13 protein-coding genes and 2 riboswitches are annotated in these 13,146 nt (G+C 62.5%); of the genes, 1 reads left to right on the forward strand and 12 read right to left on the reverse strand.

Features of this window, described 5'->3' with window-relative positions:
* Positions 1 to 41 precede the first annotated feature (41 nt).
* Positions 42 to 145, reverse strand: a riboswitch (glycine riboswitch).
* Between the two features lie 95 nt (positions 146 to 240).
* A riboswitch (glycine riboswitch) is annotated at positions 241 to 335 on the reverse strand.
* Between the two features lie 92 nt (positions 336 to 427).
* The 3 genes from NO934_RS03740 to NO934_RS03750 form a co-directional block, all read right to left on the reverse strand.
* Positions 428 to 988, reverse strand: coding sequence for a hypothetical protein (locus NO934_RS03740; RefSeq protein WP_309162356.1), 561 nt, complete (start codon positions 986 to 988; stop codon positions 428 to 430).
* 23 nt (positions 989 to 1,011) lie between these two features.
* Positions 1,012 to 1,503 (reverse strand): peroxiredoxin, encoded by a 492-nt coding sequence (locus tag NO934_RS03745; protein WP_309162357.1) that lies wholly within the window; start codon positions 1,501 to 1,503, stop codon positions 1,012 to 1,014.
* Positions 1,504 to 1,646: 143 nt separating this feature from the next.
* Positions 1,647 to 2,456 carry a protein-disulfide reductase DsbD domain-containing protein gene (locus tag NO934_RS03750; RefSeq protein WP_309162358.1) on the reverse strand — a complete coding sequence of 270 codons (810 nt, stop codon included), beginning with the start codon at positions 2,454 to 2,456 and terminating at the stop codon, positions 1,647 to 1,649.
* A 133-nt stretch (positions 2,457 to 2,589) separates the two neighbouring features.
* Here NO934_RS03750 and NO934_RS03755 point away from each other — a divergent pair, with 133 nt between their 5' ends.
* Positions 2,590 to 3,168 (forward strand): YqgE/AlgH family protein, encoded by a 579-nt coding sequence (locus tag NO934_RS03755; RefSeq protein WP_309162360.1) that lies wholly within the window; start codon positions 2,590 to 2,592, stop codon positions 3,166 to 3,168.
* Between the two features lie 92 nt (positions 3,169 to 3,260).
* Here NO934_RS03755 and NO934_RS03760 read toward each other — a convergent pair whose 3' ends face one another.
* The 9 genes from NO934_RS03760 to NO934_RS03800 form a co-directional block, all read right to left on the reverse strand.
* Positions 3,261 to 6,158, reverse strand: a complete 2,898-nt coding sequence (locus tag NO934_RS03760) for an EAL domain-containing protein (RefSeq protein ID WP_309162361.1) — start codon at positions 6,156 to 6,158, stop codon at positions 3,261 to 3,263.
* Between the two features lie 119 nt (positions 6,159 to 6,277).
* Positions 6,278 to 6,874, reverse strand: coding sequence for a GNAT family protein (locus NO934_RS03765; RefSeq protein WP_309162362.1), 597 nt, complete (start codon positions 6,872 to 6,874; stop codon positions 6,278 to 6,280).
* Positions 6,875 to 6,889: 15 nt separating this feature from the next.
* The gene (locus NO934_RS03770; protein ID WP_309162364.1) at positions 6,890 to 8,149 is read right to left on the reverse strand and encodes a pitrilysin family protein; all 1,260 of its coding nucleotides are present in this window, start codon (positions 8,147 to 8,149) and stop codon (positions 6,890 to 6,892) included.
* A gap of 3 nt (positions 8,150 to 8,152) precedes the next feature.
* Entirely contained in the window at positions 8,153 to 9,553 is a 1,401-nt protein-coding gene (gene thrC / locus NO934_RS03775) for a threonine synthase (protein WP_309162365.1), read from the reverse strand.
* Positions 9,554 to 9,586: 33 nt separating this feature from the next.
* A complete protein-coding gene (locus tag NO934_RS03780; protein ID WP_309162366.1) occupies positions 9,587 to 10,372 on the reverse strand; it encodes an SURF1 family protein in 786 nt (261 codons plus the stop codon).
* 220 nt (positions 10,373 to 10,592) lie between these two features.
* Entirely contained in the window at positions 10,593 to 11,429 is an 837-nt protein-coding gene (locus tag NO934_RS03785) for a cytochrome c oxidase subunit 3 (protein ID WP_309162367.1), read from the reverse strand.
* Between the two features lie 18 nt (positions 11,430 to 11,447).
* Entirely contained in the window at positions 11,448 to 11,987 is a 540-nt protein-coding gene (locus tag NO934_RS03790; protein WP_309162368.1) for a cytochrome c oxidase assembly protein, read from the reverse strand.
* 3 nt (positions 11,988 to 11,990) lie between these two features.
* Complete coding sequence (locus tag NO934_RS03795; protein WP_309162371.1) at positions 11,991 to 12,155, reverse strand: hypothetical protein; 165 nt, start codon at positions 12,153 to 12,155, stop codon at positions 11,991 to 11,993.
* Positions 12,155 to 13,084, reverse strand: a complete 930-nt coding sequence (locus NO934_RS03800; RefSeq protein WP_309162372.1) for a heme o synthase — start codon at positions 13,082 to 13,084, stop codon at positions 12,155 to 12,157. Before NO934_RS03800 ends, NO934_RS03795 begins: the two co-directional genes overlap by 1 nt.
* Between the last annotated feature and the right edge of the window lie 62 nt (positions 13,085 to 13,146).

Raw genomic sequence — 13,146 nt, forward strand, 5'->3', positions numbered from 1 at the left:
CGGCACCAGACGACGCGGCTAAGCGCAGCGCATCGTAGCGTGGTGCCCCCTCTGTCGGTCAACCTGAGAGATTTCCCGGAGCCTTGCCGCTCCAGTTACGCCCGTCGGTGGGGAGCTCAAGCTCCCGCTTTCCAGAGTTCGGACCGATGCACGTCCTGCTTGCGCAGCCCGGCACGGCCCTGTTTTTGCCTGTCGCGTTGCCGAACCGGAAAACCGGTATCCAGTTTTCCTGGCAACGCTTGCAGCTCAGCGGTCCCTTTTGCCTGAGAGTTTCCGGGGCGGTTGCTCCTTCGGCGTCCCGGCTCGGTGGCCGGGATCTCTCCCGCTGATGGCCGGGACCATGAAAGAAAGCCCCGGCGCCGTCAATCGCTTTTATGTGGCGCAGCTCTGCCGACGAAAAGTGCTCCCCACCTTTCGGCATACAGCGCTAGTTGTCGAAACCCACCCAAATGGTGATGGATTCGCCACCCACATAGGGAATGGCGACGTTTTCGATGGTGTGGCTGAATTCGTTGGCGCTCGAGGGACTGGTTGCCACGGCGATGTCGTAGCGTTCGGAAAACACCGCCAGGTCGTCGCGTTGCACGGCAAAGCGCAAGGGCACGGTAATGTTGCCTGCGCTGCCGGCCGGACCGACGATAACCCTGCCCACCGCACCCATGCGCACGGTGATTAACCCGTTGGAGACCACGCAATTGCGCGACACCCGGTCGATGACCCCCTGGTAGCGCAGCGCGCTCGGGTCAGACGTGCGGTTGCCGGCATATGAGCGATAGAATTCAGCGCCTTCCCGAATACGGATGGGTGGGCATTCGGTGGCAATCGCCGGCATGACGCCGCTCGCCGCCTGGGCGATCTGGGACTGGCTGGCGTTGACGTTGGCATAGCTTGCATCGCTGCTGCCGCCGAACATCGAACCCATGGAACATCCGGCCAAAAGCACTGCCAGTGCCGTGCCGGTCGCGATACGCCAGACAGTGCGAACCATAGCGCCCTTCCCTTCTCTCTTTATTAGGCCGACAGCGCTTCGAGCATAGCCGGAGCGCCGGAGCTGGTCACCTCGCCCGGTGCACCTTCGACATTGACGGCCTCAACGATACCATTGCGGATCAATAGTGACGAACGCGTAAAGCGCACGCCGAGCCCACCGGCGGAGAGATCGCGCTCGAGCCCCAGTTCGGCCGCGAGCTTGCCCAGGCCATCGGCGATGAATTCGAGCGTCCCGAGCGCGCCGGACGCCTCGGCCCAGGCTTTGACCACATGATGGTCGTTGACGGTGCCGCAGACGATCTTGTCGACCCCCGCCGCCTTGAGGTCGGCGGCGGTGGCAAGGTAACCGGGAAGATGGTTGAGGTGGCAGGTGGGGGTGAAGGCACCCGGAACGGTGAAGAAAACCACGGTGCCCGAGCCCAGAATATCGGCGCTCGTCGCATCGGTTATGCCGCTTTCGGTGACGTGCTTGACGGGCACCGAAGGGATGGGCTGGCCGGGCTCGATGGTCATTGGAAATCCTCACAAAAGCAATGGTCGTGCAGACACAGGAGGAATACGGCCAGACTAAGGTTTGCCGGCCCGGTCGCCCTATGCTGCGGGATATATTCTTCTTAGGAGAATTCCGGCGGCGCGTCGAGGCTGCCGGCTGTCTCTCACCGGTTCCCGGCGATGGTCAGCGGCCGCAGGATTTCAAACGGGCCATCGGGCGTATCGAAAGTGAACCGCGCCTGCGCGCCGGCCATGTCTTCGGCCTCGAACCGCCCCAGCAGCGGGAACGATAGCGAAGCCCCATCCGGCGAGAGTTCCGGCTCCCCGAAAAGAAGGTTGGACCCGGCGATCTCGGCGATCATTGAGGCAGGATCGAACCGGCTGTCCTCGAGATCGACCAATATCGCCCCCTCCTGTGCGTCGAAAGAGGCCTTACCGAGCAGGCCTTCCCCGTCATGGGGCAAGGGAACATTGGCCAGGGCCTGGCGGATTCGCAGATCGCTGGTGCTGTCGGGCGCACCGAGCGCAGGCGCGAGTTCGAACCGTGTAGAGACCGGCACGCAGATGTCCGAGCATACGCCCATGGCTACGTCCGCGACGAACTTGGGGGCATCGCCCTCGACGGCCACTTGGAAGGGAATGAGAACGTGGCCGTAAAAGGCGTGATCGAGATAGCCGCCGGCGGTCTCGCGCTTGGGATAGGGCCAGGCGATATCGATCTCCCCGATGCCCTCGGACCCGGTGGTATCGAAAGTGAGCGGCAGGCCGGATTCGCCTGGCACGCGCCAATAGGTCTTGGTGGTTGCGGGCATATCCACCTCGAGCCCCATCCACACCGTTCCCTCCGGGGTAACGACATCGGCGGATACCAGCCGCAAGGAAACCTCGGGGGCAACTTCCACCCAATCGGTTTCGGCGGCCGAGGCCGGGGCAGCGCAAGCCAGCAGGAGGGCGATGGGAAGTGCTCTTTTCATGGGCACGATCATTAGTCCAGCATACAAACGGGTGAAAGAGGCGAACGATCATCGCTTCGTGATCTTTAGACGATTTGAATATGGCAGGAAAAACTTTAGGCTGAAGACGCGGCGGGCAGAAAGCGAGCTGAGTATGGATACGCTCAAAGGACAGTTTCTGGTTGCAACGCCGGATATGGGCGACGAACGGTTCGCCGAAACGGTGGTGTACCTGATCGCCCATGGGGAGGATGGCGCCATGGGGCTGGTCATCAACCAGCCCATGGAAGACATGCATCTTTCCGACATCCTTGCCGAACTCGAGCTGGGCGACGAAGAAGAAAGCATCCGCATTCCCGACCGCATGATGCGCCAGGACGTATTCAAAGGCGGGCCGGTCGATTCGAGCCGCGGGTTCGTACTCCACACCTCGGATTATTTCCGGGACGGCAATTCCTATCCCGTCGATGGCGATATCTGCCTTACGGCAACGCTCGACGTTCTGCGCGCCATGATGCAAGGGAAAGGCCCCAGGCACAGCCTTTTGGCGCTGGGCTATTGCGGCTGGAGTGCAGGCCAGCTCGAAGAGGAATTGCGCCAGAATGGCTGGCTGACCACGGCCCGGTCCGACGATCTCCTGTTTTCCGTGCCGGCCAGAAAGAAGTACGACGCCGCGCTCGCAGCTATGGGCGTGACCCGCGCGACCCTCAGCCCGACATCGGGCAACGCATAGGTCGAATCGAAATTCAGCGTTCCAGGCTGGCGCTGTTCTCGGAATCCAGCAGCAGCGCCCGCCGAACGCTCTAACGTCGATGGTTCTCGGCCCTAGCCCCCGATCTGCGCCTGCAACCGGCGCTGGAGTTCGGCACCCGACATCGCCGCGCCGAAGGCAAAACCCTGGGCGTAGCGGCAATTGAGGCTTTTGAGCCGCGCGATCTCATCCTCGGTCTCGACCCCTTCGGCCACCAGCGACAGATCGAGTTCGCGCGCCAGCGTCACCACCGATCCGATGATAGGGATCTGCGTGTGCGAGATGCCGCTATCGTCGCGGATCTGCACGAAGGGGGCGGGGAGCTTGATGGTGTCGAACGGGAAGCGGTGCAGATAGGAGAGCGAGGAATACCCCGTCCCGAAATCGTCGAGCGCCAGCCCAAGCCCCAGGGCCTTGAAGGCTTCGAGCATATAGACGGCGTGCTCGGGATTGCCCATCACCTGGCTTTCGGTGATCTCGAGCTTCATGTGCCGCGCGACTGATTTGTTCTGGGCCACGAGCGTGCGCATGTCGTTGAGCAAGGTTTCGCTGGTTAGCTGCGCCGCCGAGAGATTGACCGAGATGTAGAACTCCTCGGGCAGCTTCATCGACGTCGTCCATTGCCGCGCCTGTTCGGCGGCTTCCTCGAAGGCGAGGCGGCCGAGCTTTTCGATCTGCCCGGTCCGCTCGGCGAGCGGAATGAACGCGTTGGGGCTGACCTGCCCCCGATCGGGATGGTTCCAGCGCATCAGCGCCTCGGCCGCGACGATCCTGTTGGAATTCTGGATGTCGACGATGGGCTGGTAGAGAAGCTGCAGATCGCGCCGCTCCAGCGCGTCCTTGAGATCATCTTCGAGCGCCTGGGCATAAACGGCGATGGACCGCGTCGCGGCGCGGAAGGCTTCGATGCGGTCGCCGCCATGGCGCTTGGCGTAGTGCATGGCCAGTTCGGCATCGCGCAGCACGTCTTCGGCATCGACGGGCTTGTTGTCGTAGATGGTGATCCCGATCGAGGCTGTGAGCGTCATGTCGCTATCGCCGAAATTGAACGGGTTGCGCAGTGCCTTGCGCATCTGCTCGGCAACGTCGGCGATCTTTGAGGCCGACTGCTCGGACAGGAGCACCACGGCGAACTGGTCGCCCGAAATGCGCGCCAGGGTATCGAGCGGACGCAGCAGGCGCGAGAGACGGCGGGAGACGGCGAGCAGCAGCGAATCGGCCGCCATATGCCCGATGCGCTCGTCGATATCGGTGAATTTATCCAGATCGATGAGGAAGACTGCGGGCTTGACCTCGTTGAACTCACGCGAGCGCAACAGGGCACGCTCCAGCCGGTCGAGGAAAAGCTGCCGGTTGGGCAGGCCCGTGAGGCTGTCATGGATGGCGTCGTGCAGCAGCCGGTCGCGCGCGGCGCGCTCGTCGGTCACGTCCGAGAGCGTGCCCACGATGCGGTTGACCTGATTGTCGCCGCCCAGCACGGGTTTGACCCGCATGCGGAAGGCGCGATAGCTGCCGTCGAACCCGGCGATGCGGATATCGGAATTGACCTTGCCGCGCTTGAGTTCGATCAAGGTGTCGAGCGCGGTGCGGAAGCGGTCGCGGTCCTCGGGGTGCACGCGGTCGAGCCAGCGCTTGATGGCCCCGCGCAGCGCCCCCTTGCGTTCGCCGAGGCGCAGAGCCAGCTCCTCGGAGACGTTGACCCGGTCGCGGTCGATATTCCAGTCGAAGACGAAATCGCCCGAGCCGGTCATGGCCAGCGCCCGGCGCTCCACTTCCGAAAGCGCACCGATCGACACCTGCCCGTCGGAAAAGGCGTGCTGGACGGCGGTGAAACCCAACAGCATCACGATCAAGACCAGACCGCCCGATACCGCCGATTGCGCGATATCGTTGGAGACCTGCCCGGAAACCACCATCCAGGCATAGACCAGCCAGGCCAGATAGATCACCCAGGTCGGAACGAGCAGCACCGCCCTGTCATAGCCCCTGATCGAGAGCAGCAGAATGAGGAACAGCCCCATGAGCCCGATCAGCGCCAGCGATGTCCGCGCTATGCCGGCCGCCAGCGCCGGGTTGAAGAACGCATAGACAAACAGCGCAAGGAATATGGCCGACAGCCCCAGCGCCATATGCGTGAAGCGGAAATGCCATCGGTGCAGGTTGAGATAGATGAACAGGAACCCGAACAGGGTCGTGGCCAGGGCGGCCTCCGCCGCCGCCCGGAAGGGCTGGATTTCGGCGTTCGAAACACCCAGCAGCGGGCCGAAAATGCCGAAATCGATGAGCAGATAGGCAAGCACCGCCCAGGCGAGCAGCGCGGTGGCCGGAAACACACCCCTGCCCTTGACCACGAACATGATGGTCAAAAACACCGCCGCGAGGCTGGAAATCCCCAGCACCGTGCCCCGGAACAGGGTGAAGGAGTTGATATAGTCGCGATAAGCGTCCGGCTCCCAAAGGTAGAGCTCGGGCAGCGTTTCGGACGTGAGTTCAGCGACCAGCGTAACAGTCGCGCCCGGATCGATGACGATGTCGAAGACGTCGGCTTCCGAATCGGGCACCCGCTCGGGCCGCAAGCCGTGGCTGGGGGTGAGCGCGGTGATGCGGCCGGCGCCGAGATCGGGATGGAACACGCCCGAACCGGGCAGGCGGAAATAGGGCGCGACCAGCAGGCGCTCGATCTGCACGTCGCTTTCGTTGCGCAGCGCGAAAACCGCCCAATTGGGATTGGCGCCCTCGGTGATCGAGATCACCTCGATCCGGCGGATGATCCCGTCCTCGCCGGGCGCCGTGCTGATCTGCACCCGGCCTTCCTCGCCGGGGAGCACGTCGATGGCCGCGCCGAGATTGACCGCGTTGATGCCCTCGGGGATCGTCACCACTTCGAAGGCCGCCGCCCTGCCCGTCGCTCCGGCCAATGCTGCGATCAGCATCGCGAGAATGACGAAATAACGGGCGGGATTGAAAGACATAAATTAACGATCCTGAAACGGGTATTCAGTGGTAGCGGGATTTCTTAGGCTTTGGCAATCAAGCTGGCCGCTGTTTCAAAAGCATTGTCACAGTTTCAAACCGCGTTGCCTGATCGGGATCAGCCGGCCAAACCGTTGTAGTGCTCGCGGGTGAGCGCAAACAGCAGATGATCCCTCCACTCGCCATTGATCTGGAGATAATGCTCGGCAATACCGATCTCGCGAAATCCGTTGGCCGCAAGGACCCGGCGCGAGGCGGTATTGTCGGGGAGGCAGGCCGCCTCGATGCGATGGAGCGCCAAGGTGTCGAACACAAACGGCAAGATCAGGGCAACCGATCGGGTCATGATGCCTTTTCCCGCGAATTCGGCCCCCATCCAATAGCCCAATGTCACGTTCTGGAAGGCGCGCCGGCGCACATTGGAAAGCGTCAACCCGCCGACCAGGGTTGAGCGCCGGCCAACCAGGGTAAAGATGAAGAAGGAAAATTCGGTCCCATAAAGCGCATCGCGCCGATTGCGCCGGACCCGGGAGATGAAGCTGCGCGCGGAAAGTTCTGCTTCGGACCAGCGCGGCTCGAATGGGGTCAGAAATGAGCGGCTCGCGACGCGCAGGTTGCGCCAGGCCTGGAAATCGTTCTGCCGCGGCGAGCGGATCAGCAAGCCATCGCCACGGATTTCCGGTGTGGTCTGGCGTATGGAAGCGAAGGTGAACACGGGAGCCCGGTCCCCTTATTTCAGGCTTGCCACTATACGATCATAGTCGGGCATGCGCTCCACCGGTCCAATTCCGGCGACGGCCGGCTTGGCATCACCAAAGATCTGTCCCGCCACATGCCGCACGCGCTCGGCGTCGATGCGGTTGATGCGATCGACGGTTTCCTGCAGCGGGATCGGGCGCCCCCAGAGAATCTGCTGGCGGGCAAGCTGCCCGGCGCGCGAAGACGGGCTTTCCAGCGACATCAGCAGTCCGGCGCGGATCTGCGCGCGCACGCGGCTGACTTCGGCATCGGTGATATCGCGGGACGATTTCTGCAATTCTTCCAGCATCACCGGCAACAGCTCTTCGACATCCTCGGCGCCGGTGGCCGCCGCCACTCCGAACACGCCGCTGTCGGCAAATGCCCAGTGAAACGCGTAAACCGAATAGCAGAGCCCGCGCCGCTCGCGCACCTCCTGGAACAAGCGCGAGCTCATGCCGCCTCCCAGGATCGAGGAGAGAATCTGCGCGGCGTAGAAGCCGTCGGAATTGTACGCCCGCCCTTCGAGGCCCAGAACGATGTGGGCCTGTTCGTGGTCGGAGACTTCCTTGAACTCGCCGCCGACATATTGCGCCTTCTCGGGTGCCGGCGCGCCGGTGGGCTTTAGATCGTGAAAGCGGTCATTGGCGAGATCGACCAATTGGTCGTGATCCACATTGCCCGCCGCCGATATCACCATGCGGTCGCCCACATAATGGCTTTCGAGATAGGCGCGGATCGTATCGGGATTGAACCCGCGCACCGAGGATTCGGTCCCGAGGATGGTGCGCCCAATCGGCTGATCGGGATAGGCGGCTTCCTGGAACAAATCGAAGACGTGATCGTCGGGATTGTCGTGGGTAGCCCCGATCTCCTGGCAGATCACCCGCTGCTCGCGCGCCAATTCGGCCGCGTCGAACACGGAATTCTGCAGGATATCGGCGAGAATGTCGGCGGCAAGGCCAACATCGTCCTTGAGCACGCGCGCGAAATAGCCGGTGTGCTCGATCGAGGTCGCCGCGTTGATGTCCCCGCCCACCGATTCGATGGTTTCGGCGATCTCGCGGGCCGAGCGGGTGGAGGTCCCCTTGAACGCCATGTGCTCGAGCAGATGGGAAACGCCGTGTTGATCGGCGGTTTCGCTGCGCGAACCGGACTTGACCCAGACGCCGAGCGCGGCACTTTCCAGATGCGGCATGGCGTCGGTGATAACGGTCATCCCATTATCGAGGGTCGTGGTGCGGACGGTCAAAGTCTATTCCTCCCAGGCGCGGCTATTGGCGCGGATGAAGTCCTTAACGGCGTTTTCCTCGTTGGCGAGCACGGTGAAGCGCTCTTCGCGCTGGCCGAGGTCGGCCATGTGGGCCGGCAACTCGGGATGGCGCCCCGTTGCCGCTTCCACAGTTTCGGGAAATTTGGCCGGATGGGCGGTCGAGAGCGTCACCAGCGGCGTGTGGCCGAAATTGAAGCCCCGCGCAACCGCGACACCCACGGCCGTATGGGGATCGATGAGATATCCGGAACGCTTGAGCACATCGGCGATAATCGCCTTGGTCGCCGTCTCATCGGCCATGCCCGAGCCGAACTCCTCGCGGATCGTTTCGAGCCCGTTCTCGGGAATGGAAAAGCCGCCCGACTGGGCCAGCGAAGCGAAAAGCCCCGCCGTCTTTTCCCCGTCCCGGTCCAGCACTTCGTACAGCAGGCGTTCGAAGTTCGAGGAGACCTCGATATCCATCGAGGGGCTGACGGTTTGCGTCACGCCGCGCTTTTCGTACCGGCCGATATTGACCGCGCGGCGCAGGATGTCGTTGGAATTGGTGGCGATGACCAGCTTTTCGACGGGCAGCCCCATGCGCTTGGCGACATAACCGGCGAAAATATCGCCGAAATTGCCGGTCGGGACCACGAACGTCACCTTGCGGTGAGGCGCCCCCAGCGCGACGGCGGCTGAAAAATAGTAGACGACCTGCGCGGCGATCCGGCCCCAATTGATGGAATTGACCCCGCTCAGCCTCGCGCCATCGCGGAAGCCATGATCGTTGAACATGGCTTTGACGATGGCCTGGCAATCGTCGAACGTGCCCTCGACGGCGATGTTGAAGACGTTCTCGTCGAGAACCGTCGTCATCTGCCGGCGCTGGATTTCCGAGGTGCGGCCCTTGGGATGCAGAATGAAGATATCGGTATTCTGCCGCCCGCGGAACGCTTCGATCGCCGCCGATCCGGTGTCCCCGGAAGTCGCGCCGACGATCGTGGCGCGCTGGCCGCGCTGGCCGAGAATGTGGTCGACCACCCGCGCCAGGAACTGCATGGCCACGTCCTTGAAGGCCAGCGTCGGGCCATGCCAGAGCTCGAGGACGAAATGGCCCGGTTCGAGTTCGACCAGCGGCGTCACCGAGGGGTGATTGAACCCGGCATAGGCCGATTTGATCATCGCCTTGAGATCGTCGGCGGCAATCTCGTCGCCCACGAATTTGGACAGCACGGCAAGCGCGACGTCCTGATAGGGACGATTGCCGAAATTGTGGATTTCCTCTGCGGTGAACTGCGGCCAGCTTTCCGGGACATAGAGGCCGCCATCACGCGCAAGTCCGGTGAGGACGACGTCACAGAAACCGAGCGTCGGCGCTTGGCCGCGCGTGCTGACATACCGCATTAGATGAAAAACCTCCGAGACACGGCACGCACCCTAATTGCCCTTTTCCTCAGGAGCAAGATTTCTGGACTTGCGCTGGCGCCAGATCCAAAACCCCAGCATTACCGGGGTGATGGCGGCGAAAAGGTACCAGGTGCCGGCATATTCGAGATGGCGATTAGGGAAGGTTATCTGCGTCTCGCCGCCCTGCGGCAGCTCTCCAGCCGGCCCCGCCGCCAGATCGATGGTTACGGGCGCGACCGGGACGCCGGGGTCGAGAAAGGCGGCAAGGCGCTCGGGATCGCGCACCCATTCGCGGCGCGCATCCAGATCGGACGCGGGCGTAAAGCTGTTGGGCTGTTCCGGGCGGCGGGCCACGCCTTCGATTGTCGTGGTCCCCTGCGGTCCATCACCCCCATCGGCATAGCCCTCGGCAACGGCTTCCGGAACAAAGCCGCGATTGACCCAAACCACGCCGCCATCTTCGAGCGTGAACGGCGCCATGACCCAATAGCCAACACCGCCGTAGCGGCCCACCGGATCTGGCAGATTGGTGAAAATCAGTACGGTCCGGGCGTGGTCATAGGCGCCGGTCGCGGTAACCGGACGGTAGTCGAGCGCCTCGGCGTCGAGGCCCGCCCAAGACCCTTGCTCGGGAAACGCGGCAGCGGGCTGATCGAAGCGTTCTTCGACAGCGGCGATCAACGCTTCCTTTTCACCCAGGCGCTGGACCTGCCAATTTCCCAGCGTGATGAACAACGCCATCAACACCAGCATCAACACCACAAAACTGATCTGGCTGAAGCTCCAGCGACGCTGGGGGCGAACCGCTTCGGTCATTGGTGAACGCCTCGTTTGTTGAACGTCTTCAGCCCGCCGACCAATCTCGGCGGCACCGCGGCACCGCGCCCGGAGCTTATCGCTGGGCCGGAAAAAAGATGGCCCTCGCCACTGCGCGAACCGCGGCCCTTAATGCCGGTCGCGAGCGGAGAAGGCCCCCAGAAACGTTCAAGCATATAGTTTGCCGGGCCGCCAGAAAGCGGCCCGGCCTTTCTCAAGATCAGTGGTGAGCGATCGTCGCGCCCCAGGAGCCCCAGACATAGATCGAGGCGAACAGGAACAGCCAGACGACGTCAACGAAGTGCCAGTACCAAGCGGCGAATTCGAAGCCCAGGTGCTGCTTGGGCGTGAACTGGCCGCGATAGGCGCGGATCAGACACACCAGCAGGAAGATGGTTCCGATGAAGACGTGGAAGCCATGGAAGCCGGTCGCCATGAAGAAGGTGGCGCCATAGATGTTGCCCGAGAAGTCGAAATGGGCCTGGGTGTATTCGAGCACCTGCACGCAGGAGAACAGCGCGCCGAGCAGGACGGTGATGACGAGCCCCCACTTCAGTCCCTGCCGGTCGCCTTCCAGAAGCGCATGGTGCGCCCAGGTGACGGTGGTGCCCGAAAGCAGCAGGACCAGGGTGTTGAACAGCGGCAGGTGCCAGGGATCGAAAACTTCGACGCCCTGCGGAGGCCAAACGCCGCCGGTGAAGGCCACACGGCCAACCTGGGCAATTTCGTCGGGATAGAAGGCCGCGTCGAAATAGGCCCAGAACCAGGCAACGAAGAACATCACTTCCGAGGCGATGAACAGGATCATGCCATAGCGGTGATGGAGCTGCACGACCGGGGTATGGAAGCCGGTTTCGGCCTCCTTCACCACGTCCGCCCACCAGGCGAACATGGTGTAGAGCACGCCGACGAGGCCGGCGGCGAACAGCCAGGGCACGCCACCATGCATCCACATGATGGCGCCGACGGCCATGACGAAGGCGGACACCGAGCCGATGAACGGCCAGGGGCTCAAATCTACCAGGTGGTAGTCATGGTTCTTTGCATGGGCTGCCATTTTTAGGTCTATCCCCCGTTAGGAATCGTGAAACGTATAAGACAGCGTAATCTCACGGATTGTACGCAATTCGGAATTCTCGTCGAGATCGGGATCGACGAAATAGGTAACCGGCATCTCGACCGTGCCGCCAGGCGGAATGGTCTGCTCGGTAAAGCAGAAGCATTCGATCTTGTTGAAATAGACCCCGGCGGAATCGGGGGTCACGTTGAAGCTCGCCGTCGTTTGCAGCGGTTCGTCGCTCAGATTGGTCGCGCGGTAGACGACGGTGCTGACCGTGCCGATCGGGTTTGTTTCGATCCGGGCCGGCTCGACCTGGAGCGGCATGCCGCGATCGATGGTGGCATCGAAACGCACACCCATCTCGCGGGCGATGACGCCGCGGACATTGCCATCGGAAACCTGCGTCGTCCCGCCGTAGCCGGTCACCCGGCAGAAGATGTCGTAAAGCGGCACGGCGGCAAAAGAGAGCCCGAGCATGAATAGCCCCATACCCACGAGCCAGGCGAGCGTGCGCTTATTGGACGATTGGCTATGATCGGGGGTCGCTATGCTCATGGCTTAAAGATCCCGCACAAGCACGTCCGGCCCAAGCTTTGCGATGGTGATCGCATAAAAAATGGCGACCAGAACGGCAAGTGCGATGCCGATCGCGATGGAGCGCTTGCGACGGCGCTTCATGAACGCTTCGCGCTGTTCTTGGCTCATGTTCTGTTCGACGGTCATCACAGGACTCCAAACCATCTGATCAGGCCAACATCGGCCAGCAGGGCTACGAACAACACAAACAAATACAGCAAGGAATAGGTGAAAAGGACGCGGGCGCGGCGCTTCATCTCTACGCCTTCGGAAAAACGCACGCGAATGGCGAGAGCCGAGAACACCGTTCCGAGAATTGCTGCGGGAACGGCATAGAACCAGCCCACGAGCCCTGTCAGCACCGGCCCGAAGCCCACGATCGTCAGCAGAACGGTGTAGATGACGATCTGGTTCTGCGTCGCGCGCTCTCCGGCCACATTGGGCAGCATGGGAATGCCGGCCGCTTCGTAGTCGCCCTTCTTGTAGAGCGCCAGCGCCCAGAAGTGCGGCGGGGTCCACAGGAAGATGATCAGGAACAGGATGACGGCATCGAGCGAGACCGAGCCGGTGACCGCCGCCCAGCCGATCATCGGCGGGAAGGCGCCGGCGGCGCCGCCGATCACGATGTTCTGCGGCGTCGAGCGCTTGAGCCACATCGTATAGATCACGGCGTAAAAGAAGATGGTGAAGGCCAGCAGCCCCGCCGCGAGCCAGTTGGTTGCAAGCCCGAGCGTGGCGACCGAAAAGCCCGACAGGGCGAGGCCGAACACCAGCGCATCTTCACGGCTGACGCGGCCGGCCGGGATCGGACGGTTCACGGTGCGGCTCATGACCGCGTCGATATCGGCGTCGTACCACATGTTGAGCGCGCCAGACGCACCGCCCCCGATGGCGATGCACAGAATGGCGATAAAGCCGATAACCGGATTGATGCCGCCTGGGGCGACGAGCATGCCGACAAAGCCGGTGAACACGACAAGCTGCATCACCCGGGGCTTTAGCAGCTCCAGATAATCCTCCACGCGGCCGCCAAGCTGGACGGAAGTGGTTTCGGTGTTGTCGTCAACGTAAGCCAAGGTGAGGCCGGGCTCCGGTTTGAAATTAAAACGCAACCCGGCGAACCGGGTTGCGAAGGGTC

Source organism: Pelagibacterium sp. H642, from assembly GCF_031202855.1.
GTDB lineage: Bacteria > Pseudomonadota > Alphaproteobacteria > Rhizobiales > Devosiaceae > Pelagibacterium.

Excerpts from the sequence above, each read along its gene's own strand:
- NO934_RS03745 (WP_309162357.1), bottom strand. The coding sequence starts at position 1,503 with ATGACCATCGAGCCCGGCCAGCCCATCCCTTCGGTGCCCGTCAAGCAC.
- thrC (WP_309162365.1), bottom strand. The coding sequence starts at position 9,553 with ATGCGGTATGTCAGCACGCGCGGCCAAGCGCCGACGCTCGGTTTCTGT.
- NO934_RS03790 (WP_309162368.1), bottom strand. The coding sequence starts at position 11,987 with ATGAGCATAGCGACCCCCGATCATAGCCAATCGTCCAATAAGCGCACG.
- NO934_RS03750 (WP_309162358.1), bottom strand. The coding sequence starts at position 2,456 with ATGAAAAGAGCACTTCCCATCGCCCTCCTGCTGGCTTGCGCTGCCCCG.
- NO934_RS03780 (WP_309162366.1), bottom strand. The coding sequence starts at position 10,372 with ATGACCGAAGCGGTTCGCCCCCAGCGTCGCTGGAGCTTCAGCCAGATC.
- NO934_RS03785 (WP_309162367.1), bottom strand. The coding sequence starts at position 11,429 with ATGGCAGCCCATGCAAAGAACCATGACTACCACCTGGTAGATTTGAGC.
- NO934_RS03755 (WP_309162360.1), top strand. The coding sequence starts at position 2,590 with ATGGATACGCTCAAAGGACAGTTTCTGGTTGCAACGCCGGATATGGGC.
- NO934_RS03740 (WP_309162356.1), bottom strand. The coding sequence starts at position 988 with ATGGTTCGCACTGTCTGGCGTATCGCGACCGGCACGGCACTGGCAGTG.
- NO934_RS03795 (WP_309162371.1), bottom strand. The coding sequence starts at position 12,155 with ATGACCGTCGAACAGAACATGAGCCAAGAACAGCGCGAAGCGTTCATG.
- NO934_RS03760 (WP_309162361.1), bottom strand. The coding sequence starts at position 6,158 with ATGTCTTTCAATCCCGCCCGTTATTTCGTCATTCTCGCGATGCTGATC.